Annotated in this window: 17 protein-coding genes; 8 read left to right on the forward strand and 9 right to left on the reverse strand. The window is 60.4% G+C overall.

The genetic code is table 11. The features are described 5' to 3' along the window. Positions 1 to 152 precede the first annotated feature (152 nt). The 5 genes from Q8K08_RS09950 (at position 153) to purU (ending at position 8,413) form a co-directional block, all read left to right on the forward strand. On the forward strand, positions 153 to 2,186 hold the full coding sequence (locus Q8K08_RS09950) for an NADH:flavin oxidoreductase (RefSeq protein WP_305249967.1): 2,034 nt from the start codon (positions 153 to 155) through the stop codon (positions 2,184 to 2,186). Between the two features lie 125 nt (positions 2,187 to 2,311). Next, positions 2,312 to 2,929 (forward strand): TetR/AcrR family transcriptional regulator, encoded by a 618-nt coding sequence (locus tag Q8K08_RS09955; protein WP_304801365.1) that lies wholly within the window; start codon positions 2,312 to 2,314, stop codon positions 2,927 to 2,929. A 4-nt stretch (positions 2,930 to 2,933) separates the two neighbouring features. Then, a complete protein-coding gene (locus Q8K08_RS09960; RefSeq protein WP_304801367.1) occupies positions 2,934 to 4,115 on the forward strand; it encodes an efflux RND transporter periplasmic adaptor subunit in 1,182 nt (393 codons plus the stop codon). Between the two features lie 12 nt (positions 4,116 to 4,127). Beyond that, complete coding sequence (locus tag Q8K08_RS09965; protein ID WP_305249968.1) at positions 4,128 to 7,400, forward strand: efflux RND transporter permease subunit; 3,273 nt, start codon at positions 4,128 to 4,130, stop codon at positions 7,398 to 7,400. A 128-nt stretch (positions 7,401 to 7,528) separates the two neighbouring features. Beyond that, entirely contained in the window at positions 7,529 to 8,413 is an 885-nt protein-coding gene (purU, locus tag Q8K08_RS09970; protein WP_304801372.1) for a formyltetrahydrofolate deformylase, read from the forward strand. A 3-nt stretch (positions 8,414 to 8,416) separates the two neighbouring features. On the opposite strand, the gene Q8K08_RS09975 is transcribed toward purU, so the two are convergent. The 3 genes from Q8K08_RS09975 to ubiG all read right to left on the reverse strand — a co-directional run bounded on the left by Q8K08_RS09975 (position 8,417) and on the right by ubiG (position 12,322). Beyond that, a complete protein-coding gene (locus Q8K08_RS09975; protein ID WP_304801374.1) occupies positions 8,417 to 9,724 on the reverse strand; it encodes an HlyD family type I secretion periplasmic adaptor subunit in 1,308 nt (435 codons plus the stop codon). Then, entirely contained in the window at positions 9,721 to 11,472 is a 1,752-nt protein-coding gene (locus Q8K08_RS09980; RefSeq protein ID WP_305249969.1) for a type I secretion system permease/ATPase, read from the reverse strand. Before Q8K08_RS09980 ends, Q8K08_RS09975 begins: the two co-directional genes overlap by 4 nt. 109 nt (positions 11,473 to 11,581) lie before the next feature. Further along, positions 11,582 to 12,322 (reverse strand): bifunctional 2-polyprenyl-6-hydroxyphenol methylase/3-demethylubiquinol 3-O-methyltransferase UbiG, encoded by a 741-nt coding sequence (gene ubiG, locus Q8K08_RS09985; RefSeq protein WP_305249970.1) that lies wholly within the window; start codon positions 12,320 to 12,322, stop codon positions 11,582 to 11,584. A gap of 60 nt (positions 12,323 to 12,382) precedes the next feature. Between ubiG and pip the strand changes: the two genes are divergently transcribed. Both pip and Q8K08_RS09995 read left to right on the forward strand, forming a co-directional pair. Then, positions 12,383 to 13,351 carry a prolyl aminopeptidase gene (pip, locus tag Q8K08_RS09990; RefSeq protein ID WP_305249971.1) on the forward strand — a complete coding sequence of 323 codons (969 nt, stop codon included), beginning with the start codon at positions 12,383 to 12,385 and terminating at the stop codon, positions 13,349 to 13,351. Next, the gene (locus Q8K08_RS09995; RefSeq protein ID WP_304801384.1) at positions 13,351 to 14,328 is read left to right on the forward strand and encodes a LysR family transcriptional regulator; all 978 of its coding nucleotides are present in this window, start codon (positions 13,351 to 13,353) and stop codon (positions 14,326 to 14,328) included. Before pip ends, Q8K08_RS09995 begins: the two co-directional genes overlap by 1 nt. 3 nt (positions 14,329 to 14,331) lie before the next feature. On the opposite strand, the gene Q8K08_RS10000 is transcribed toward Q8K08_RS09995, so the two are convergent. From Q8K08_RS10000 to hisD, 3 genes are all read right to left on the reverse strand, one after another. Then, positions 14,332 to 14,994, reverse strand: coding sequence for an aspartate/glutamate racemase family protein (locus Q8K08_RS10000; RefSeq protein WP_305249972.1), 663 nt, complete (start codon positions 14,992 to 14,994; stop codon positions 14,332 to 14,334). Next, a complete protein-coding gene (locus Q8K08_RS10005) occupies positions 14,991 to 15,992 on the reverse strand; it encodes a D-cysteine desulfhydrase (protein WP_304801389.1) in 1,002 nt (333 codons plus the stop codon). Before Q8K08_RS10005 ends, Q8K08_RS10000 begins: the two co-directional genes overlap by 4 nt. Positions 15,993 to 16,104: 112 nt before the next feature. Further along, on the reverse strand, positions 16,105 to 17,394 hold the full coding sequence (hisD, locus tag Q8K08_RS10010; protein WP_305249973.1) for a histidinol dehydrogenase: 1,290 nt from the start codon (positions 17,392 to 17,394) through the stop codon (positions 16,105 to 16,107). A gap of 279 nt (positions 17,395 to 17,673) precedes the next feature. Here hisD and Q8K08_RS10015 point away from each other — a divergent pair, with 279 nt between their 5' ends. Further along, the gene (locus Q8K08_RS10015; protein WP_304801395.1) at positions 17,674 to 19,971 is read left to right on the forward strand and encodes a DEAD/DEAH box helicase; all 2,298 of its coding nucleotides are present in this window, start codon (positions 17,674 to 17,676) and stop codon (positions 19,969 to 19,971) included. Positions 19,972 to 20,025: 54 nt separating this feature from the next. Here the strand turns inward: Q8K08_RS10015 and Q8K08_RS10020 are convergent, their stop codons facing one another. The 3 genes from Q8K08_RS10020 to Q8K08_RS10030 form a co-directional block, all read right to left on the reverse strand. Further along, positions 20,026 to 20,796 carry a 3'(2'),5'-bisphosphate nucleotidase CysQ gene (locus Q8K08_RS10020; protein WP_305249975.1) on the reverse strand — a complete coding sequence of 257 codons (771 nt, stop codon included), beginning with the start codon at positions 20,794 to 20,796 and terminating at the stop codon, positions 20,026 to 20,028. Then, the gene (locus Q8K08_RS10025; RefSeq protein WP_305249976.1) at positions 20,783 to 22,123 is read right to left on the reverse strand and encodes a TldD/PmbA family protein; all 1,341 of its coding nucleotides are present in this window, start codon (positions 22,121 to 22,123) and stop codon (positions 20,783 to 20,785) included. The genes Q8K08_RS10020 and Q8K08_RS10025 overlap by 14 nt, the downstream gene beginning before the upstream one ends. Before the next feature lie 110 nt (positions 22,124 to 22,233). After that, entirely contained in the window at positions 22,234 to 23,619 is a 1,386-nt protein-coding gene (locus Q8K08_RS10030) for a DUF2125 domain-containing protein (protein ID WP_305249977.1), read from the reverse strand. Between the last annotated feature and the right edge of the window lie 69 nt (positions 23,620 to 23,688).

Here is a 23,688-nt window from a genome sequence, read left to right on the forward strand (position 1 = left end):
ATTCCCCCGCGTCATTTACTGGCGAGAGTGGGGCCGCAAGCCCCGCCCTGTCAACGGCACTTGGGCGGCAGGAACAGACATCCAGCAGTCGTTTTCTTCTCAGCACGCCGCGTGATGCAAACCTAGGCTGTCAGAAAACAGGAAGGTGCCAGATGTCCAGCGACCCGTTGTTGCAGCCGTATCAGCTAAAACACCTGACCCTTCGCAACCGGATCATGACCACAAGTCACGAACCGGCCTATCCCGAAGACGGGATGCCAAAAGATCGCTACCGCCTGTATCATCTGGAACGGGCAAAAGCGGGTGTAGCCCTGACCATGACTGCGGGATCGGCTGCGGTGTCAAAGGACAGCCCACCGGTGTTCAATAACATCCTCGCCTACAAGGACGAGGTGGTGCCATGGATGAAACGCCTGACTGACGATTGCCACGAAGCCGGGGCGGCGGTGATGATCCAGCTGACCCACCTTGGCCGCCGCACCCGTTGGGACAAGGGCGACTGGCTGCCGGTGGTCGGCGCTGGCCCCTCGCGCGAACCGGCGCACCGGGCCTTTCCCAAGGTTGCAGAAGATTGGGACATCGCCCGCATCATCACCGATTACGCTGATGCCGCCGAACGGATGCAGGCGGCGGGTCTCGATGGGGTGGAATTCGAGTGCTATGGCCATCTGATGGATCAGTTCATGTCGCCCTTTACCAACGCTTTGGCCGCGCCTTATGGCGGCAGTCTGGAAAACCGGGCGCGCTTTGCGATGGATGTGCTGGCCGCCTGTCGCAAGCGGGTGGGAAACGGCTTTCTGCTGGGCGTGCGCTATACTGCTGACGAGGCAGAGCCGGGCGGGATTGATGCCGATGAAGGCATCGCGATTGGCAAGATGTTCCGCGACTCTGGCTTGGTTGATTTTCTGAACATCATCAAAGGGCGCATCCACACCGATCCGGCGATGACCGATGTTATCCCGATTCAGGGCATGAAATCCGCGCCTCACCTTGATTTTGCCGGGCGTGTGCGGGCCGAGGTCGGGTTGCCGACCTTTCACGCCGCGCGCATCCCCGATGTGGCCACCGCGCGCTATGCGGTGCAGTCGGGGCAGTTGGATATGGTGGGCATGACGCGGGCGCACATGGCCGACCCGCATATCGTGCGTAAGATCATCGAGGGCCGCGAGGAAGATATCCGTCCTTGCGTCGGCGCGACCTATTGCCTTGACCGGATCTATCAGGGCGGCATGGCGCTGTGCATCCACAACCCGGCGACGGGGCGCGAAGAAACCATGCCGCATACCATCCTGCCCGCCCCGGTGGCAAAGCATGTGGTGATCGTCGGCGCGGGGCCTGCCGGGCTGGAAGCCGCGCGCGTCGCCGCCGAGCGGGGCCACCGGGTGACAGTGCTGGAGGCCGCAGACCAACCCGGTGGTCAGGTGCGGCTGACCGCACAGACCAAGCGCCGGGCCGAGATGATCGGCATCATCGATTGGCGCATGGCGCAATGTGCGGCGCGCGGGGTGGCGTTTAATTTCAACACCTGGGCCGAAGCCGATGATGTGCTGGCCCTGTCGCCCGATGTGGTGATCATCGCCACGGGCGGTCTGCCCGACATGGCGGTGCTTGAGGCTGGCAACGATTTGACGGTCAGTGCGTGGGATATCTTGTCTGGTGATGTCAAGCCCGGCACGAATGTGCTGCTTTATGATGACGCGGGTGACCACACCGCCCTGCAAGCCGCGCAACTGCTGGCCGAATCTGGTGCCACGGTCGAGGTGATGACCCCGGACCGCAGCTTTGCACCCGAGGTTATGGGGATGAACCTTGTGCCCTATATGCGGGCTTTGCAGGATAAACCTGTTACCTTTACAGTAACTTACCGTTTGCGCAGTGTCGCGCGAGACGGAAACCAACTGCGCGCCACCATCGGGTCTGACTATATGGATGTCTCCAAGCAGCGCAGCTTTGATCAGATCGTGGTCAACCACTCGACCCAACCGCTCGCCGATGTTTACTTCGATCTGAAGCCTCGGTCGCACAATCTTGGCGGTGTTGAGTATGACGCCCTTATCGCGGGCATGCCGCAGCCTGCGGGGCAGGGGCCAGAGGGCTTTGCGCTGTATCGAATCGGGGATGCAGTCGCGTCGCGCAACACGCATGCGGCGATCTATGATGCATTGCGATTGGTCAAAGACATATAGGTGATCGCCCAGTTATCGCGCATTCACGTCAAGAAATCAGGGCAGATCAGTAAAAACGACAACTGCGCTTGACCTTTTCGTGAATTTGCCTATTTGCTGAATGAACGTTCATTCTTTGGCATTTCATGGCTGTTGTATCCCCTGTTCCACTGGCTGATCAACGATCGGCAGAGATTTTGGACAGTGCCCGCCGCGCTTTTGCGGAAAAGGGCTTTGATGGCGCATCAATGCAAGACATCGCCCGTCAGGCGGGCATGAGCGTTGGTAACTTCTACCGCTATTTTCCGTCAAAATCGGCAATCGTCGAAGCCTTGATCGCGCTGGATATGGCCGAGATGGAGCAGGACTTTGCAACAATTCTGGCGCACCCCAATCCGATTCTGGCGCTCCGGGAAACGATCGAGCGTAAGATCACCGAGGCTGATTGCCAAGGCGACGGCCAGATCTGGGCCGAAATAACTGCGGCCTCACTTCGCAAGCCGGAAATTGGCGACGCGACCTTACGGATGGAGGTCGGGATCGTGGCGCATTTGACCACGATCTTTGCCCTGGCCGCTGGCGTGGCAAAGGAAGAAGCGCAAACCCGTTGGACGGCACATGCCCATCTGATCGTGATGCTGGTCAAGGCCTGCGCGATGCAACATCCCGATAACCCGATCACGGCTGACCTGACGCGTCTTGTGATGCGTAATATTAACCAGACTCTTGATGACATTGCCACATCTGCCGCCCTGAAAGGCTGAATTTATGCGTTCCCTTGCTTTTGTGCTGCCGCTTGCTCTCACGTTTGGCCTTGTCGGCCCGGCGATTGCCGAAACTGCGGCTGCTGCAACCGATATAGCTGCAACGGCGACACAAATTGCCCCGGCCATCACCGTATCAGTTGTTGAAAAGCGCGTGTTACGAGACCGGGTGATCGCCTCTGGCCTGATTTCTGCGATTGAAAACGTGCAGGTCGCCCCCCTGATTGAGGGCCAGCCGATCGAGGCGCTTTTGGTCGATATCGGTGACGTGGTGGAAGTGGGCCAGGTGCTTGCGGTTTTGTCCAAGTCAACGCTTGAGCTGCAAAAAAGCCAGTTTAACGCCTCGCTCGCCTCGGCGCGCGCCACGGTTGCGCAGGCCGAAGCCCAGATGCTGGAAGCGCGCAGTTCCGCTGACGAGGCGCAGCGTGTCAGCCAGCGCACTTCGGCGCTGCGTCAGCAAGGCACTGCCTCGCAAGCCGCTGCCGATACGTCACAGGCCAACGCCATATCGGCAACGGCCCGCGTCACCGTCGCTGTGCAGTCGCTGGAGGCCGCGCGCGCACAGGTTGCGCTGGTTGAGGCGCAGATGGCGAATATCGACCTTCAACTCAGCCGAACCGAGGTGAAAGCTCCGGTGTCTGGCGAGGTTACCGCCCGCAATGCACGAGTAGGGTCCATTGCCTCGGCCGCGGGTGAGCCGATGTTCACGATCATCCGCGACAATGCGCTGGAAGTGCTGGCCGATGTGGCCGAGGCGGATATCATGCGCCTTGCCCCCGGTCAAACTGCGCATTTGCGGCTGGTAGGGGCGTCAGAGCCACTGACTGGCACGTTGCGGATGGTAGAGCCGACCATCGGCGTTGCATCGCGTTTGGGCCGAGTGCGCATTGCCGTGGACGACGAAACCGGTGTGCGGTCCGGCATGTATGTCGAGGCGGAAATCTTGGTCGCAGAACATGATGTGATTGCTGTTCCTGTCACGGCGGTTGGATCAGGCCCAGATGGCACATCGGTCATGAAAGTTACGGGCGACAGCGTTTCGCGTTTGCCGGTGCAGACCGGTATTCGTGATGGCGGTTGGGTCGAAATTCTCTCTGGCCTGACGGAAGCGGATGTCGTGGTGACCAAAGCAGGCGCATTCGTGCGGGACGGTGACCGGATCAACCCGATCCCGGCTATGAACTGACAGGGGCGGATGATGAACTTTTCCTCATGGGCCATCAAAAACCCGATTGCACCGATCCTTGGGTTTTTCCTGCTTATGGTGTTGGGCTGGAACAGCTTTAACACCCTGCCGATCACCCGCTTCCCGAACATCGACGTGCCGTTGGTTGGCATTACGGTTGTGCAACCCGGCGCAGCCCCGGCCGAAATGGAAAGTCAGGTCACAAAGGAAATCGAAGATGCCGTTGCGGGCATCAACGGGGTGAAGAACGTCAACTCTACCGTCAATGACGGCATTTCGACGACAGTGGTCGAATACCGGATGGAAGTGCCGACCGAAAAGGCCGTGCAGGATACCAAGGATGCCATCGACCAGATTCGCGGAAATCTGCCAGCATCAATCGAAGCCCCCATCGTCACCCGGATCGACGTGGAGGGTCAGGCGATTATGACTTTTGCCGTCACCGCCCCCGACAAGACGCTGGAGGAATTGTCATGGTTTGTCGATGACGTGATCACCCGTGGCTTGCAGGGTCGTCCCGGCATTGGCCGTGTGTCGCGCTTTGGCGGTGCTGACCGTGAAATCCGGGTGGAGCTTGACCCGGTTCGGCTGGACAGTTTCGGCATCAGTGCCTCGGCCGTGAACCAGCAGCTGCGCGCCACCAACGCCAACCTTGGCTCGGGTCGGTCGGAACTTGGGTCGGGTGAGCAGGCCATTCGCACTCTGGGCGATGCCGCGACGGTGGACCGTTTGGCCGACACAACCATTGCTCTGCCATCGGGGCGCAAGGTGCGCTTGTCTGACCTGGGCGAGGTGATCGACAGCTATGAAGAGTTGCGCAGCTTTTCCAGTTTGAACGGCAATCGCGTGGTCAGCTTCGCCGTCTACCGTGCCAGTGGCGCATCCGAAGTGTCGGTGGCGGAAACCGTGAACGCGCAGCTTGATGTGATCCGGGCGAATAACTCCGAGGTTGGGATCGAACTGGTCGATGAAACCGTGTTCTACACCTACGGCAACTACGAATCCGCTCTCCACACCCTGATTGAGGGCGCGATTCTGGCGATTCTGGTGGTGCTGGCGTTTCTGAAGAACTGGCGTGCGACCATCATCGCGGCTGTGGCCCTGCCGCTTTCTGCCGTGCCGACCTTCTTTATCATGGACTTGTTGGGCTTTTCGCTCAACCTCGTGTCCTTTCTGGCGCTGACGCTGGCGACTGGCATCTTGGTTGATGACGCGATTGTCGAGATCGAGAATATCGCGCGACACATTCGCATGGGCAAAACCCCGTTTCGTGCTGCAATCGAAGCGGCTGACGAAATTGGTCTGGCGGTTGTTGCCACCACTTTCACCATCGTCGCCGTTTTTGTTCCGGTGTCTTTCATGCCCGGCATTCCCGGTCAGTATTTCCGGCAATTCGGCATGACCGTTGCGATTGCCGTGATCTTCTCGCTGATCGTGGCGCGGTTGATCACGCCAATGATGGCGGCGTATCTGATGCGCGACAAAGACGGGCATGAAGACAGCCACAATGACGGCTGGATCATGACCGGTTATCTGCGCCTGATCCGCACATCCTTGCGCTTTCGCTATGTCACGCTGCTGTCGGCGATCGGGGTGCTTGTGGTCTCGGTCTACTACATGCTTCAGATACCGGGGTCGTTTCTGCCGCCGGAAGATGTCAGCCGTATCGCTGTGTCGGTCGAACTTCCGCCCGGCACCACGCTGGATGAAACCGAGCGCACGACCAAGGCGATTTACACCGCCATCGAAGATCTGGACTGGATCGACAATGTGTTCATCCTTGGCGGGGCTTCGCCCACAGGAGACCGGGACATTCGCCGCGCCTCGGTGACGATTTTGCTGACCCGGCTTGATCATTCATTGCTGCTCAAACTGTCGCAGATCGGGCGAACCGTTCCGGTCATCGGCGGGCTTGTTCCAGAGGTGGAAAACAAGGGCCGCACCGTTCCTCAGAACATCATCGAAGAAAGCGTCTTCACCCGTCTGCAAGCTGTGCCCGACATGCGGGCGTTCAAGCTGAATGACCGTGGGCAGCGCGACATTTCTTTCTCGATCCTGTCCTCGAACGAGGCTGACCTGAACCTTGCCGTCAGCAGATTGGAAACGGCGCTTTCGGGCGACCCTCTTTTGGCCAATGTCGCCTCTGAAGGTGCCCTGCCCCGGCCCGAGATTCAGATCACCCCCCGTATGGATGAGGCGGCGCGTCTGGGCATTACAACGGCGCAAATCGCAGATGTGGTGCGGGTCGCAACAATTGGCGATGTGGACGCAGCGCTGGCCAAGCTGTCGATTGATAACCGGCTTGTCCCGGTGCGGGTGCGGCTGAACAATGCCGCACGCGAAGATCTGGCCCGCATTTCCGCGTTGAAGCTGACGACAGCAACCGGCAGCGTTGTGCCGCTGTCCGCCGTGGCCGATGTGGCCATCGCCGAAGGCCCGTCTACCGTCAACCGCCTGAACCGCGAACGCCGCGCGACCATCGGGGCGAACCTGCCTGTTGGTGTGGCACTTGGCACCGCAACTGACCGGTTCACCGAGATCGTGGCCACGGTTGAGTTGCCCCCCGGCGTCCGTGTGCAAGAGGCGGGCGACGCCGAGGTGCAAAACGAATTGATGGCAAGTTTTGGCAACGCAATGCTGCTGGGCCTGATGCTGGTGCTGACCGTGCTGATCCTGTTGTTCAAATCGGTGATCCAGCCGTTCACCATCCTGTTTTCGTTGCCGCTGGCCATTGGGGGTGTCGCGACCGCGTTGATTCTGACCGGGTCTGCGGTGTCGATGCCAGTGTTGATCGGTATTCTTATGTTGATGGGGATTGTTACCAAAAATGCCATTCTGCTGATCGACTTTGCCATCGAGATGCGCGCTCAAGGGATGGAACGCTTTACCGCCGTGATGGAGGCGGGCCACAAGCGCGCCCGGCCCATTGTCATGACCTCTATCGCCATGTCGGCAGGCATGCTGCCGTCGGCGCTGGGCGTGGGCGAGGGTGGGTCGTTCCGCGCGCCGATGGCAACGGCGGTGATCGGGGGGATTATCGTGTCAACCGTCCTGTCCCTTGTGGTGGTTCCGGCCTTTTATCTGATCATGGATGATCTGAGCCGCGTGCTTGGCTGGGCGTTTGGCCGATTTGTCGGGAAAAAAGAACCCGACCCCGAGGCCCCACCCGCCGAAGTACTGGCTGAACGCATCGCCTTGCTGGATGCAGAGCAACGGGCGCTGCGGGACCGGCTGGATGCCATGGTTGGGCCGCGCACGGCCCCACCCCTTGCCGCGGCGGAGTAATCCGCTGCTGCACCACGGAAAGACGCGAATGGAACATGCTTGTTCGCAGCCAGTCATTCGGGTGTAAGGGCGGCTGACTATCATCCGCCCTATATCCTTAGGCTACGCATCCACTGAAAGAGCCCCTCATGACCAGCTTTGCGCTTCGCGTCCAATGCCCCTCGACCCGTGGGATCGTCGCGGCGATTTCAACCTTTCTGGCGGATCAGTCCTGCAACATTACGGACAGCTCGCAATTCGACGACACCGGCACCGGAAACTTCTTCATGCGCGTCAGCTTTCGGTCCGAAGGTGACAAAGGGCTGGAAGATTTGCGCGCGGGTTTTGACCCGATTGCCGAAAAGTTCGGCATGCAGGCAGAGTTCTTTGATGAACTGGTCAAACGCCGCGTTATCATCATGGTCAGCCGCTTTGGCCATTGCCTGAACGACCTGCTGTATCGCTCGCGGATCGGTGCTTTGCCCGTTGAAATCGCAGCGGTGATCTCGAACCATATGGATTACCAAAAGGTCGTGGTGAACCAGGATATCCCGTATTACTGCATCAAGGTCACTCCGAAGAACAAAGCGCAAGCCGAGGCTGAACAGATGCGCATTGTCGAAGACACGGGGGCGGAACTGATCGTGCTGGCGCGGTATATGCAGGTTCTGTCGGATGAGATGTGCCGCAAGATGTCTGGTCGGATCATCAACATTCACCACTCTTTCCTGCCCAGCTTCAAAGGGGCGAACCCCTATAAGCAAGCCTTTGAAAAAGGGGTGAAATTGATCGGAGCGACCTCGCACTACGTAACGGGTGATCTGGACGAAGGCCCGATCATCGAACAGGACATCATCCGTGTGACTCATGCGCAATCAAATGAGGATTACGTCTCATTGGGTCGCGATGTGGAATCGCAGGTTCTGTCCCGCGCGATTCATGCACATGTCCATGGCCGCGTGTTCATCAACGGCAATAAAACCGTGGTTTTCCCAGCGTCTCCGGGGTCTTACGCATCGGAACGGATGGGCTGACCGTCAGCTTTCGCGGAACGCGTGTGTAAAATAATCTGTGAACGGTTTGATCAGATAGGCCAGAGGCGTTCGCGCCTCGGTCTGTATAAACGCATCCACTGGCATGCCCGGCAGCAATGTCTGACCCAGCCGTTCGGCCTCTTCCGGCGCCATTGAGATTTCAGCTCTGTAAAAGGGCACGTTTGTTACCGGATCAGTCAGGGAATCGGCAGAGACAATTGTGACGAACCCATTCAGCTCTGGTGTTGTGCGGGCAGAAAACGCAGGGAACATCAGCTTGACCGGCTGACCGACATAGACCTCATCAATATGGATCGGGGCAATCTGTGCTGCTATCACCAATGGGCGGTCTTGCGGCACAATATGGGCAACCGGGTCTGCCGGGCGCAAAACGGCACGCGGCGTTGTCACCTGTAGCCCCAGCACTGTGCCCGAAACCGGTGCACGGATATCAAGCCGCGCAACCTGTTCCGACAATGCGCGCTGCCGTTGGATCAGTTCCAGTTCAGTAGTGCCGATGTCGCGCAGCTGGGTGTTGGCCTCTTCGCGGCGCTGCGATGAAAGCCCCAGAATTTCCAGCTCGATCTCGGTAATTCGTCCTTCGGACTGTGCGCGAGATGCCGCCAGTTCGCCAACCTGACCGGCCAGCCGCGAGGCTTCGCGTTGCAGGGCTAGCACACGCGGCGCTTGCGCCAGCCCCTTGGCTAGCAGCACCTGCTGATCCGCCAGCTCCTGCCCGATCAGGTCGAGCTGATCCGACAACGCCCGCGCCTGAGCATCAATGCCACCAATTTGTGAAACTGTCTGCCCTTTGCGTTTTTCCAACTGTTCAATCGTGCCGGCCAAGGTTTCCTTGCGTGCGATGAACAGTCGGCGCTGGCCCTCTATCTGTTCTGCCGCGTCGGGGTTCGCTTCGGCTTTTTGGGTCAGCGCCACGGATAAAATCATTTCCGATGCATCGTCGCGCTCTGCCTCCAGCCGCGCGCGGCGGGCTTGCACCTCGGACAGCTGGCCGTCGATGATCAGAAGCTCTGATTTGACCAGCGCACCATCAAGCCGCAACAGAATATCACCCGCCGTGACACTTGCGCCTTCATTAACCATAATTTCAGCGACAACGCCGCCATCCGGGTGCTGCACAACCTGACGGTTCTGTTCCACCTCTATCCGGCCGGGGGCGACAATTGCACCAGAGATGGAGGTGGTCACGGACCACAGACCAAGCCCGCCTACCAGCGCAAGCATGGTCAACCCGCCGATCAACAGCGGGCCTTTTGCCCCAAGGGCGGGCGGCAATCCCTGCTGGCTCATGTCACTCCTCCCGGTCCTTTGCTGCGCACCAACTCGGTGTGGTTCTTGACCTTGTCGCGCAGCACTTCATCACGGGGGCCAAAGGCGCGGCGTTGACCGTCTTCGATGACAAGCAGCAGGTCACATTCCTGTATTGCCGCTGGCCTGTGCGCAATGACGATCACGCTGCCGCCTGCGGCCTTTATTTGCCGGATCGCGGCATTCAGCGCCATAGAGCCGTCATTGTCGAGATTGGAGTTAGGCTCGTCCAGAACAAGAAGAACCGGGTTGCCATAGAGCGCGCGGGCCAATCCAACGCGTTGCACTTGCCCACCTGAAAGCTGGCCGCCAACGGATGTCAGCGGCGTGTCATAGCCCTTTGCCAGTTTCAGGATCATGTCATTGGCCGCTGCGGCTCGGGCCGCCGCGACCACCTTTTCCGCATCTGGCTGTGGTGCCAGACGGGCGATATTCTCTGCTACGGTCGCGTCAAACAGGGACACGCTTTGCGGCAGATAGCCAAAATAGCTGCCCAGAACATCGGGGTCGTATTGCGCCAGCTCTGTACCATCCAGCCGGATTTTTCCTGCCGTTGGGCGAAGCGCCCCCACAATTGCCCGGCCAAGCGTGGATTTCCCCGCACCAGACGGCCCGATGATCCCCAACGCCTGCCCCGGTTCCAACCGGAAGCTGATGCTGCGCAAGACGGGCGTTTGGCTGCCGGGCAGCACCAAAGACAACCCCTCGACCTCTAGCAAGGCCTTTGGGCGGGGAAGGGCGGTTCGCGGCGCCTCAATGGGCTGCGTGGACAGCAGGCGCAGCAAATTCTGCCGGCCCTCGCGCGCCCGCGCCAGCACGGCCCATTGACCGATCGCTTGCTCGATCGGGGCAAGCGCGCGCCCCATCACGATTGACGCCGCAATCATCGCGCCGGCTGTCAGCTGATCTTGCAAGACCAGCCAGGCCCCAAGGCCAAGGATCGCCGATTGCAGCATCATGCGCAGCGCACGGGTGGTGCTGCTGAATCGGCCCCCGAGGTCTGCGCTTTCCAAACCGCTGGCCAAGGCATTGGTGCGGGCCCCGGACCAGCGGCGGAAGGCAGCATCGCTCATCCCAAGGGATCGCAGCAATTCGGCATCAGCTTTCAACCTGTCCGCCACACGCTCTGCCGCCACTGTCGCGGCATTGGCGCGCAGGACGGGTTCTTTTCCCAAAAGCTGATTGGCCAGTGCCAGAACCACCAGAATCGCGCCACCAGACAGGGCCAGCCAACCCAACAGGGGATGAAAGACAAAAATGGCTGCCAGAAATAACGGCGTCCACGGCAGATCCATGACGGCTGCGGCGATGGGCGAGGTCCAGAACCGCTGCATCGCTTCAAGGTCGCGTTGCGCCGATGCAGCCAGCGGATCGCTTGGCGCAACACTTGCTCGTGCAAGTGCCGCCTGAAACACCCGCCGATCCAGTCGCGCCTGCAACCGTGCGCCGATCCGGGCCAAAAGGCGGGACCGGGCATGATCCAGCACACCCATCGCCAGAAACAGGCCAACCATCAGGATCGACAAGGCGACCAGTGTCGCCTCTGACCGGCTGCCCAGCACGCGGTCATAGACCTGAAGCATGTAAAGTGGCCCGGTCAGCATCAACAGGTTTACAAACACGCTGAACACAACGGCGGCGACCAAAAGAGAACGCGTTTCCCGCTTTATAAGCGCAAGTTCGCGCTTTCCGGGGCCGATCATATCGGCGCTGATGTGTTCGGATGCCATTTAATCCATGCCCTGTGGGAACGCGCCTATTATCCCGAATTCCCACCTTTATTGGATGAGAAATGTAAATATTCGTCGAATTTCAGGGGTCTGTGTGGCCTTCTTGTTCCTAACGCTTCACGCTGGCGGTCACATAATTCACGCTCAGATCACGCGATGACAGGCTCCACGACCAAGAGATCGGGTTAAACACCATGCCTTTGAGGTCAACGGGATCAAGCCCCGCGCTGCGGATCAGGTCACACAGCTCATCCGGGGTTATGAATTTCTTCCAGTCATGGGTGCCCTTTGGCAGCCAGCGCATGACATGTTCTGCGCCGATAATCGCCATCAGAAATGATTTTGGGTTCCGGTTCAGCGTTGAACAGATCATCAGTCCGTTCGGCACCATCAATTGCTGACAGGCGCTCAGGTAGGCCAGTGGGTCTGACACATGCTCTACGACCTCCATGTTCAGCACCACGTCAAACTGCTCGCCCGCAGCGGCCATCGCTTCGGCTGTGGTGTGGCGGTAGTCGATTGCCAACCCGGATTGCGCCGCATGAACCTGCGCCACCGGTATGTTGCGCGGGGCAGCATCTGCGCCCACCACATCCGCCCCAAGCCGCGCCATGGGTTCGGCCAAAAGCCCGCCACCACAGCCGATGTCCAGTAGCCGCAAGCCCTTGAACGGCAGTGGTTTTGTCAGATCCCGATCAAACTCTGCCGCGATCTGGCCGGTGATGTAATCCAACCGGCATGGGTTGAGCATATGCAACGGTTTGAACTTGCCGTTCGGATCCCACCATTCAGCGGCCATTGCCTCAAACTTCGCCACTTCTGCCGGATCGACGGTTGTTTGACTTTCCATCACATTTCCCTTTCGATTGCCCTTTGGATGCGGGCCACTTCGGCATTATATAGAGCGATGATGGATCAGAGATCAGGCCAAAAGCGCGCAGTTGAGTATCTTTACCCGCTGGTCGATCCGTTCGACCAGCGCTTGATCGATATGGGCGATGGACACAAGATTTATGTCGAACAATGCGGGCGCGCGGATGGTATCCCGGTTCTGGTGCTGCACGGCGGTCCGGGGGGCGGTTGTTCGCCCGCCATGCGCCGCTATTTTGACCCAAGCGTTTACCGCGTGATCTTGTTCGATCAGCGCGGCTGCGGGCGCTCGCGCCCTCATGCCAGCGTGTCTGACAACACGACATGGCACCTGATCCGTGACATTGAAACGATCCGTCAAACGCTTGGGATAGAGCAGTTTATCCTTTTTGGTGGCAGCTGGGGTGCCACGTTGGCTCTGATTTATGCCATCAGCCACCCCAGTCGCGCGGTGCATCTGGTGCTGCGCGGCGTGTTCTTGATGACGCAGGCCGAACTGGACTGGTTTTATGGTGGAGGCGCAGGGGCGTTTTTCCCCGAACTCTGGGCGCGTTTCGTTGGCCCGATCCCAGCCGAGGAGCGCAAGAATCTGATCGCAGCCTATCACCGCCGTCTGTTTTGCGGCAATCTGATGGAAGAAACCCGCTTTGCGCGCATTTGGGCGAATTGGGAAAACGCGCTTGCATCGGTGCATCATGACGGCCCCGTTGGTGAAAGCCCCGGCGAATATGCACGTGCCTTTTCGCGGCTGGAAAATCACTATTTCCATGCCGCGGGGTTTTTGGAAGAAGACGGCTGGATCCTGCGCGAAAAGCATCGGATCAAGCATCTGCCCGCGCATATCATCCAAGGGCGTTATGATATGATCTGTCCACCCACCTCGGCTTGGAAGCTGGCCGAAGGATGGGACTGCTGCCATCTGACCATGGTGCCGCTCGCAGGCCACGCCTTGTCCGAGCCGGGGATTTCAGCCGGATTGGTCCGTGTGATGGACAGTCTGCGCCCCTGATGAGCGATGAGGCAAAGACCACGCCGGAACTGACACTGCGCGGCCTGCGGATTTTCGTGGCGCTGGAGGAGGCAGGATCGGTCATTGGGGCTGCCAACCGGATCGGCGGTTCTCCCTCGGGTGTGAGTCAGCACATCACTGCGCTGGAGGCTGCTGTCGGTGCCCGTTTGTTCGACCGCAAAGCCAAGCCGGTATCCCTTACCCCGGCGGGGCAGGTGCTGCGCCGTCATGCCCACAGGCTTTTGGCGGCACTGAGTGAGGCGCAGGCCGATCTGGCCGAAATCAGCCTTTCCAGTTTGCCGCAGCTGAATCTTGCCATTATTGACGATCTTGACGCCTCGCTGACGCCGGTGCTGGTGTCAGCGCTGCAATCGCGACTGTCGCGCTGTTTTGTACATGCGTTCTCGGGCCGGTCCGATCATGTGATCGACCGGCTGCTTGCCCGAGAGGCGGATATCGGTGTGTCAGCGATGGTGCCCCCCGACACCACGGCCTTTCGTGTGCTGCCCATTCTGCGCGAGCCGTTTGTACTGGTGGCTGGCAAAGGGTCTGTTCGCGGCGATGTGCGCGCGGCGTTAGAGCGGCTGCCCTTTGTGCAATATTCCGAAAGCCTGCCGATTGGTCAGCGCATTGCGCGCCATCTTGCGCGGGTCCGGCTGAACCCGGACCGGCGGTTTGCACTGGAGGCCACACGCTCGGTTTTGGCAATGGTGGTTCAAACGGGCGGCTGGACAATCACCACCCCGCTGAACCTGATGGATGCGGAACGGTTCTTACCGGATCTTGAGGTCATGGCCCTGCCCTTTGCCGGAGATGTGCGCCGGGTGCATCTGATTGCCCGCACGGACGAGCTGGGCCGCTTGCCAGAAGAGCTTGCCCGCGATTGCCGCGCCTTGGTGCGCAGCCATCTGGTGCCCCGGTTTGACGCAATCGCCCCCACTTTGGCTGGCGCGATCGAAGTGGCCGACGATGAATAGGCTCTAACTCTGCGAAAACCGCAGAATTTCACCAATCAAACAGTCAAGACTGTCTGTAAAGCGCGGGCGGATTGCGTCGGTCAGCAGGGACAATTCGGTGCAGGCAACCAGCAGATGATCACAGCGTTCGGCCATCTGCTCGGCCAGCCGGGCCATGTCATCGCGTTCCGCTGGCCCGGTAAAGCCCGCCTTTACTCGCTGGATCACAGTCAGTATGGGGGCATCATCTATCGGCCAAACAGGCTCTACTCCAGCGGAGTTGAACTGTGCCTCAAACGCTCCGGTCAACCGCAGCGCGGGTGAGGCAAGCATGCCGACCCGACCGCTCGGCAAGGCTGCAACGGTGGCGGCGCGCATATCCAGAAACGGCAGGGGCGTGGCGACGATGATTTGCGGCGCATAGGCGTGGGCCGTATTGCAAGGCATGGCAAGGGCTTGTGCCCCTGCCACATGCAAGGCCCGCGCCATGCCTGCCAGAACGGGGCCGGGATCTTCGCCCACACCATTGATCAGCCTTGCAATCCGGCTGGGAACCGCAGGATTCTGATGCACGATCAGGGGAATGTGGTCGGCATCATCCCGGGCTGGGACAGCCCGTAACAGTCTCTGCATAAGCAGAATTGTAGCCGCTGGCCCCATACCGCCAAGAATGCCGACCGTTTTCATGCGTGTGGCAGAACGTGGGTGTATCCGGTCAGGCCAATAGCGCCGCCGGTATGCAGGAACACCACCCGCTCGCCCTTTTTAAAATGGCCTTTGCGGATCAGATCGATCAGCCCGGCAGCGCCTTTTCCAGAATAGACCGGATCTAGCAAAATGGCTTCCTGACGGGCAAACAGATCAATCGCCTCTAGCGTGCTGTCAGCGGGAATGCCGTAGCCCTGGCCAATATAATCGCAGTTTGCGACCACATCTTCGCGTTTGACCATGCCTTGGGTTCCCAGCTTTTCCTCGGTCGCCTGCGCCAGTTTGAAGACATTTTCTTCCTGCTTGTCCTTTGGCGCGCGCACGCCGATACCCAAAAGCGGAAGCTGCGCGTTCAGCGCCTTCAACCCCACGATCAGCCCGGCATGGGTGCCAGCCGACCCTGTGGCAGTGACCATGTGATCAAAGGAGAGTCCGCGATCGACCATCTGCGCCAACAATTCCAGCGCGCAATTCACATAGCCCAAGGCCCCCGTAGGATTCGATCCGCCCCCGGGGATGGCATAGGGGCGGCGGCCTTTGGCCCGAAACGTCTCTGTTACGGCCAAAAGCTCGGCGTGCATGTCCAGTCCTGGCCCGCGATTTTCAATTGTGGCCCCGTGCAATACATCCAGCAGCACATTGCCGTTCATGCGGTAATTTGGTTCGTTATAGCCGGTGCGGTCTTCAAGGATGATGTGGCAATCCAAGCCCAGCTTTGCCGCCGCTGCCGCAGTTTGGCGGGCGTGGTTTGATTGCGTGGCACCCTGGGTCAGCACCATATCAGCGCCTTGCGCCAAGGCCTCGGCCATCAGAAACTCAAGCTTTCGGGTCTTGTTGCCGCCGGTTGACAGACCAGTGCAATCATCCCGCTTGATCCACAGCTCTGGCCCACCCAGCAAAGCCGTCAGCCGCGGCATCGCCTCCAGCGGGGTGGGTAGGTGGCTAAGGCGGACGCGGGGAAAGCGGGAAAGATGCATGTCACGGACTTTCTTGTTGGTGGACCCGAGGCTCTGCCTGTCGCCCGGTGGTTTTGAAGCCAGTGGCGCACGAACCGACGACCCCGAGCACTTTGGCCAAGATGAAGGCGGATCAGGAGGATTGGAAAGTATATTTCTCAAGGCGCAGGTCGGCGGTTCTGGCATGGCCCTCCATACCCTCAAAGCGGCTGATGTTTGCGGTTACGGCGGCAAGGCGGGGCAACGCTTCGGCCGTGACGCGCTGCCATGTGACGGTTTTCAGGAACTTGTGCACCGAGAGACCGCCCGTGTAGCGTGCCGCGCCAGAGGTGGGCAGGACATGATTGGTGCCTGCCGCTTTGTCGCCAAAGGCCACTGTGGATTCTGCGCCCAGAAACAATGAGCCATAGGCGGTGAGACGGGATTTCCACCAATCCAGATCAGCGGCCTGCACATGCAGATGTTCGGGCGCGATAAGATCGGCCTGCGCAGCCATCTGGTCGCGGTTTTCGCACAGAATGATTTCCCCCAACCCAGCCCACGCGGATTCGGCCGCGGCGCGATTGGGCTGCGGAAGCTCTGCCGCGCAAAGTGGGGCGAGGCGGGCCACTTCCGTTGCAAGCACTGCGGAATCAGTGATCAGCCAAACCGGGGAATTGGCACCATGCTCTGCCTGACCGATCAGATCCCAAGCGACGGTCAAAGGGTCTGCTGTTGAATCAGCAACGACCAGAGAATCAGTGGGCCCAGCAACCATATCGATGCCAACACGTCCAAACAGCAGCCGCTTTGCCTCTGCCACATACTGATTGCCGGGGCCGACCAGAATATCGGCGCGCGGCAGGTCAAACAGGCCAAAGGCCATCGCGGCAATACCTTGAACACCGCCCAAGGCGAGAATGCGATCAGCGCCGCAGCGATGAAGAGTGTAAAGGATGGCATCCGGGATACCCGCCACTGCCCCCGCACGCGGCGGCGAGACCGCGGCGATATGCGGCACGCCTGCGACGCGCGCGGTTGTCACCGTCATCATCGCGCTGGCAATGTGGCTGTAGCGCCCGCCGGGGATGTAGCAGCCCGCTGCCTGAACCGGGATCAGCCTTTGCCCTGCTGTCAGGCCGGGGCGCAGTTCGATTTCTGTCTCGGTGATGCTGTCGCGCTGTGCCTGCGCAAAACGGGAAATGTTTTCATGCGCATAGGCGATATCGTCTTTCAGCGCCTGCGGCACACGCGCGCAAGCTGCGGCGATGGCCTCTTGTGACAGCACGATGTCGCCGTCATAGCCATCCAGATCGCGCGACAGGCGCCGGGCTGCCGCTTCACCTCCGGCCTCAAGTTCCGTAAGGATGGCGCTGACGGATGCCGACAGATCTGCTGCTTCGGCGGCCTTGAGCGCGCCCTTTTTGAAATGCGTTTCGGTCATTCGAATGCCTCATCGGTTGGCCTGACTGTCGGGGGAAGGGACCCCCGTGACAACGCCGAAACCGGGGCTTCAATGAAATGGAGCCCGGCCTTCCACAGCCTGAAACATTGTCATGCTGTAAGTCAGGCTATACATTCGACCCGCTTTACGTTATGGACCCCAAGTCGGCCCGAGGATTCCGGGGGCGCGTCGGGCGAGGAGGCCCGCGGCCAAAAGGGAAAGAAGGCGCCGCACAGGGCTTCACGGATGCAATGGCATCCTCCTTTTTGGAAAATATAAATGATCGATATGAACGTGGCCGCGCCGCTGGCGCAGGCTTTGGAAGCCAAGGGCTATGAAGCCCTTACGGCAGTGCAGATGGCTGTTCTGGCCGATGGCGTTGAAGGCCGTGACCTGTTGGTTTCGGCACAGACCGGGTCGGGCAAGACCGTGGCCTTTGGTCTGGCGATCGCGCCGGAAATTCTGGCGGGGTCTGACCGCCTGCTTTATGCCGACAAGCCGATTGCGCTGGTCGTGGCCCCAACGCGCGAACTGGCCCTGCAGGTCAAGCGCGAGCTGGACTGGCTGTACGGCGTGGCGGGCGCGCAGATTGCGTCCTGCGTCGGTGGCATGGACTACCGCACTGAAAAGCGTGTGCTGGATCGTGGCACACATATTGTTGTCGGCACGCCCGGCCGTCTGCGCGACCATATCGAGCGCGGGTCGTTGGATCTGTCGTTCTGCCGCGCAACTGTGCTGGACGAAGCGGATGAGATGCTGGATCTGGGCTTTGCCGAGGATCTGGAGTTCATTCTGGGCGCTGCCCCACAAGATCGCCGCACGTTGATGTTTTCGGCCACCGTGCCGAAAGAGATCGAAACGCTGGCCCGCACCTTCCAGCGCGATGCCATGCGCATCATCGCCAAGGGTGAAACCAAGCAGCACGCCGATATCGAATATCGCGCCATGTCGGTCGCCTCGCGCGACCGTGAGCATGCGATTTTCAACGCGCTGCGATATTACGATGCGCCCACCGCCATCGTGTTCTGCAAAACCCGGATGAACGTGACCCATCTGATGGCCCGGATGACCAACCGCGGGTTTCAGGCTGTGGCGCTGTCGGGCGAACTGAGCCAACAGGAACGCACCCATGCGCTGCAATCGCTGCGCGATGGCCGGGCGCGGGTTTGTATTGCGACCGATGTTGCCGCACGTGGCATCGACCTTCCAGGTCTGGAACTGGTGATCCACGCTGATTTGCCGTCGAACTCCGATACCCTGCTGCACCGCTCTGGCCGGACTGGCCGCGCGGGAAGCAAGGGCGTGTCGGCGCTGATCGTGCCCCCGGCCGAGGCGAAAAAGGCGCAGCGTCTGCTGGCCGGTGCCAAGGTCGTGGCGCAATGGGTCAAGGCCCCCAGCGCCGAAGAAGTGCAGGCCCGCGATGACCAGCGCATTCTGGAACACCCGGCTCTGACTGAGGCTGTCGGCGACGATGCTGCCATGGTCGGCACCCTGATCGAACGCTTTGGCGCCGAGCAGACCGCCGCTGCCTTCATCCGGTTGTGGCGCGAAGGCCGGTCGGCCCCGGAAGTGCTGTCCGACAGCCTGCCGCCACCGCCTGCATCGGCCCCGCGTGAGCGTAGCGAATTTGGCCCTTCGGTCTGGTTCACCCTGACCGTCGGCCATTCTGGCCGCGCCGAGGCACGCTGGATCCTGCCGAAAATCTGCGATGGGGCTGGCATTTCCAAGGACGGTATCGGCGCGATCCGAGTCAAGGAGGACATCACTTACGTCCAGATCGCCGAACCACTGGCAGGCCGCTTCGGTCCGCAGCTTGAGCTGGAACCGGGTCTGATCATGGAACGCATGGAAGGCGAGCCGAGCCTTGAGCGGCCAGAACGTGCCCCGCGCGAAGATCGCCCGGCCTATAAGCCAAAGCCGCCGCGTGTGGTCGAGGATGATGCCATCATCTCGGCCCCCGCCCCGGCCCGCAAACCTTACGTCAAGCGCGATGATGCCGAGCGTAAGCCTTATGCCCCGCGTGCTGCTGCCGAACGTGCGCCCTATGCCAAGCGCGATGATGCCGACCGCAAGCCCTATGCGCCCCGCGAAGGAGCAGAGCGCAAGCCCTACGCCCCACGTGACGGAGCAGACCGCAAACCCTATGCCAAGCGCGAAGACGGTGACCGCAAGCCCTACGCCCCACGCGAAGGCGCAGAGCGCAAGCCTTATGCCAAGCGTGATGATGCTCCGGCAGGTGGTGCAAAGTTCAAATCGGCGGGCTTTAAGTCTTTCGGTGGTAGTGCTGACAAACCAGCGCGTGCGGCCGGGTTCAAAAGCCATGCCTCTGAGGGCACCGGCTATAAGCCAAAGGCCGAAGGCGACCGCGCCGAAAAGCGCACCTATGCGCCCAAGGGCGATGATGCGCGGCCATATGCCAAGCGTGACGGAAAACCTGCGGGCAAGGCTGGCTTTAAACCAGCTGGCGCTGACGGCAAAAAGCCCTTTGCGCGCAAATCTGATGCTCCGGCCCGCCCGCGTGCAGATGCCAAGGACACATCCAAGCGTTTTGTGCCACCAAAGGGTGCCAAGCGCTAAGCGTTGAAAGTCTGAGTCGACCAAAGGGGAAAGCTTCGGCTTTCCCCTTTTTCTTTAGAGCCGCGCCATGATGGCACGGTGCAATGCCGGGTTGGTGGCAATCACTCCCGCTGTCATTGCGCGGGGCGAATTGAACCGCAGTGCGGCACCCGTTCGGTCTGTCACCTTCGCGCCCGCGCAATCGCAAATCAGGCTACCCGCCGCGATGTCCCATTCCCATGTGTCGCGAAAGGTGATCATCCCGTCATATCGCCCCTCTGCCGCCAGACACAGCCGATAGGCCAGCGAGGTGCGGAAACTGCGCTTCAGCTCTGGCACTCCGCCGGGCCAATGCGAAGGTTCCATATTGGCCTTGGTCGCCAGCAGGTTGGACCCCACCAGATTGCTGCGCGCTCCGGCCCGGATCTCCACCCCATTACACAGTGCAGGCCCACCAATCTCGCCGGTGTAGAGCCTGTTTTTCGCGGGCATCATCACCGCCCCGGCAATCACCACGCCTTTTTCGACCACCGCCAAGGACACAGCAAAATTATCCTCGCCCAAAACAAAGGCCCGTGTGCCGTCGATAGGGTCAAGGATGAACAGACGATCTGCCAATAACCGATCCGCTGAATCCGGGGTTTCCTCGGACAGCCAGCCGTAATCCGGTCTCGCCGCCAGCAGGGTCGCCTTTAGCATATCGTTCACAGCCAGATCCGCCTCGGTCACAGGGCCATGATCACCGCCCTTGTCCCAGACCTGCGGATCCTGCCGCCAAAAGCGCATGGCGATGTCGCCGGCTTTGCGTGCCACTTCGGCCAAAAGGGTCAGATCAGGCCCCGGCAAGGGTCATCCCGTCGATCAGCAAAGATGGCACGCGGGTTGAAAGATGCGACCGTGCGTCATTGGCCGGGATGATCCGCAGCAGCATGTCGCGCAGATTACCCGCAATGGTGCATTCGTTGACAGGGTATTGAATCACCCCATTCTCTACCCAAAACCCCGCCGCCCCACGGGAATAATCGCCGGTGGTGGCGCTAATGGTGGACCCGATCATCGAGGTGACCAGCAACCCTGTTCCCATCTGCGCGATCAGATCATCGCGGCTGTGCGTGCCCGGAGTCAGATCGATGTTGCTGGTCGAGGGCGAGGGCGGCGAAGACGCCCCGCGCGCCGCGTTGGCGGTCGACGGCATCCCCAGCTTGCGCCCGGTCGCCAGATCCAGCGTCCAGCCCGTCAGCACGCCGTTTTCCACGATCACCCGGCGCTGTGTCGGCAGGCCTTCGCCGTCAAACGGGCGGCTGGCTCCGATGCGCACCCGGTGCGGGTCTTCAATCACCGACAGATGCGCGGGCAAAACCTGCTGGCCCATCGCATCGCGCAACCATGACGCGCCGCGCGCGATTGCCGCACCATTGGTGGCCGACAGCAAATGCCCGATCAGGCTGGAGGCGACCCGTTCATCAAACAGCACCGCATAAGTGCCGGTCTTGGGCCGTACAGCACCCGCGCGCTGCAAGGCGCGTTCGCTGGCTAGATATCCAATACCTTCCGCGCCCGGCATGTCACTGGCATAGATCCGGCCCTCGGCGGCCCAGTCCCGTTCCATTGCGGTGCCTTCCCCGGTGAAAGCGACCGCTGACAGCGAATGAGACGTGCGGCCGTAGCCACCTGAAAACCCGTTCGTCGCCGCCAGATGCATTGCCCGCCGCCCATAGCTGGCCGAGGCTTCGACCTGCGTGATCCCGGCGCGGTCCATCGCCGCCAGCTCAACCGCCCGCGCCGCCGCCTCCAGCTCTGCCGCCCCCGGCTCTGGCGCGGGGTCAGACAACTCCAGCGCGGACAGATCCCAACTGCGCGCAATCTGATCAGGATCGGCCAGCCCGGCATAAGGGTCTGCCGGTGCTTCGCGTGCCATGGCCACCGCGCGTTCTGCCAGCGCGGCAATTGTCGCATCAGAAATATCTGACGCTGACACACAGGCTTGCCGCCCGCCAATCAGCACGCGCAGACCGATTTCCACACCTTCTGACCGTTCGGCTTGCTCCAGCTTGCCCGCACGAATGTCGATCGAAAGCGAGGTGCCATCCATCGCCAAAGCATCCGCCTGTTCCGCTCCGGCGCGCCGGGCGGCTGACAAAAGGGCATCGGTCAGGCGCGAAAGATCAATCATGCTGGGTTCCTTGCACTGTGCTATGGCCGAGGTAGTCCGTCAGGCCCCCACCTGCAAGCCACCGCAACGGCCCCCGCGCATGGCGAGGACCGTATCATTGCAAACGGCGGTTACTTCAAACGCTGTCCATTGGCAAAAAAGCCCTTGTCGCGAAACTCCAACGAGGAGTTCAGCACATCCGGCCCACTACCCGGTTTGGCGAACATCGCAATCATCATGCGCGCCCCCATCGCCTGATCGGCCGGAATCACCCCCATCGCCACCAGCTTGTCGAGCAGACCGTTCCCGCCCTTGATCTCAAGATCAAACCTACCCGTCGGAGCGGGAACGCCATCAAAGGTTATTGTATCGCTGTTGTCGAAGGTCACGCCGCCTGTGCCTTTCAACTCTGCCCCGGCAAACTTCAGGGTCAGATCGGTCACATCCAGTGCGTGAATCTCGCCCGGCGCGCCATCATCCAGCGACGCCATCGCGGCTTCGTCCATCAGATCAGCGGTCAGACGCACTTTGCCTTTTGTGTCGATGACCAATGTTGCGGGATCGCGCGGTAAGGCCACTGTCGGGTCGAACATCGTCCAGATGTCATCAGATACCGCCAGATCTACAATCCGCGTCAGAAAGGTAAAGTCGGTCGGTTGATCCGAGGCGACCAATGGCATCAGAAAATCAAACGATGCCTCGCCATAGCTGAGCCTGACTTCCGGGAACGGAATGTCGGCCCCTGTCACCACCATCTCTACCCCAGTGCCGCCCGCGCCATAGCGCAGAGCCTCGGCCCCCATGTTGACGCGAAAATGCCCGGTTGCGTTCGCTGCCACGATTTTGCTTTCCTTGCCGGAGTCGCGGACATCAATGGTAAAATTGCCTTGACCGTAAGACAGATCTACGTCGGCGGCAAAACCGTCCCGCAGGGCTTGCGACATGTTTTCCATGGCTGCAACGCCAAGGAAGGTACCGTTGGACCCCATCTTCAGCGCCCCAAGTGTGCCTGTGATATTGGCGCCATCGGCAGCGTCTCCGGCGACGATTGTGAAATCGAGCGTGTCGATCGACAGCGCGCTGTCCAGCATGCTTTGCGCTGTCTTCGTGTCCAGTGTGTAGGTGCCCGCAAGTCCGGTCAAAGCCGAGGCTACATTGGCCAGCACAGCACCATCTTCGCTGATCTGCATGTCCATCAAGACTGAGGGCGCGGAATAGGTGTATTCGGTGCGAGTTGCACTGCCGCCAGCAATCAGGCTGACGCCGGGCTGGGTAAGTTTCAGGTTGATGTCTTGCGTTTTTCCACTCTCTGGCATGGTCATGTCGATGGTGTAGGTGTCGGTCATCGTCACTTCGACCGTTCCGTTGCCCAGATCCTTGAACCGCACTTCATCAATGCCGCCGTCAATCTTGGCACCGTCCTGATCCATGCTGATCTTCATGCCGCTGACAACCAGGGTATCGCCACTGCGCACAACTTGATCGGCGACAATCGCCTGACCATAAGTTGCGCCCATTTTCTGCCACCCTTGCCACACCTCTTCAGGTGTGACCTGGGCGGCGACGGGCAATCCCAATAAAACCGA

This window comes from Pseudotabrizicola sp. (assembly GCF_030684215.1).
Classification (GTDB): Bacteria; Pseudomonadota; Alphaproteobacteria; order Rhodobacterales; family Rhodobacteraceae; genus Pseudotabrizicola.

Coding starts and splice junctions, on each gene's coding strand:
- Q8K08_RS09950 (WP_305249967.1), top strand. CDS start 153: ATGTCCAGCGACCCGTTGTTGCAGCCGTATCAGCTAAAACACCTGACC.
- Q8K08_RS09955 (WP_304801365.1), top strand. CDS start 2,312: ATGGCTGTTGTATCCCCTGTTCCACTGGCTGATCAACGATCGGCAGAG.
- Q8K08_RS09960 (WP_304801367.1), top strand. CDS start 2,934: ATGCGTTCCCTTGCTTTTGTGCTGCCGCTTGCTCTCACGTTTGGCCTT.
- Q8K08_RS09965 (WP_305249968.1), top strand. CDS start 4,128: ATGAACTTTTCCTCATGGGCCATCAAAAACCCGATTGCACCGATCCTT.
- purU (WP_304801372.1), top strand. CDS start 7,529: ATGACCAGCTTTGCGCTTCGCGTCCAATGCCCCTCGACCCGTGGGATC.
- Q8K08_RS09975 (WP_304801374.1), bottom strand. CDS start 9,724: ATGAGCCAGCAGGGATTGCCGCCCGCCCTTGGGGCAAAAGGCCCGCTG.
- Q8K08_RS09980 (WP_305249969.1), bottom strand. CDS start 11,472: ATGGCATCCGAACACATCAGCGCCGATATGATCGGCCCCGGAAAGCGC.
- ubiG (WP_305249970.1), bottom strand. CDS start 12,322: ATGGAAAGTCAAACAACCGTCGATCCGGCAGAAGTGGCGAAGTTTGAG.
- pip (WP_305249971.1), top strand. CDS start 12,383: ATGGATCAGAGATCAGGCCAAAAGCGCGCAGTTGAGTATCTTTACCCG.
- Q8K08_RS09995 (WP_304801384.1), top strand. CDS start 13,351: ATGAGCGATGAGGCAAAGACCACGCCGGAACTGACACTGCGCGGCCTG.
- Q8K08_RS10000 (WP_305249972.1), bottom strand. CDS start 14,994: ATGAAAACGGTCGGCATTCTTGGCGGTATGGGGCCAGCGGCTACAATT.
- Q8K08_RS10005 (WP_304801389.1), bottom strand. CDS start 15,992: ATGCATCTTTCCCGCTTTCCCCGCGTCCGCCTTAGCCACCTACCCACC.
- hisD (WP_305249973.1), bottom strand. CDS start 17,394: ATGACCGAAACGCATTTCAAAAAGGGCGCGCTCAAGGCCGCCGAAGCA.
- Q8K08_RS10015 (WP_304801395.1), top strand. CDS start 17,674: ATGATCGATATGAACGTGGCCGCGCCGCTGGCGCAGGCTTTGGAAGCC.
- Q8K08_RS10025 (WP_305249976.1), bottom strand. CDS start 22,123: ATGATTGATCTTTCGCGCCTGACCGATGCCCTTTTGTCAGCCGCCCGG.
- Q8K08_RS10030 (WP_305249977.1), bottom strand. CDS start 23,619: ATGGGCGCAACTTATGGTCAGGCGATTGTCGCCGATCAAGTTGTGCGC.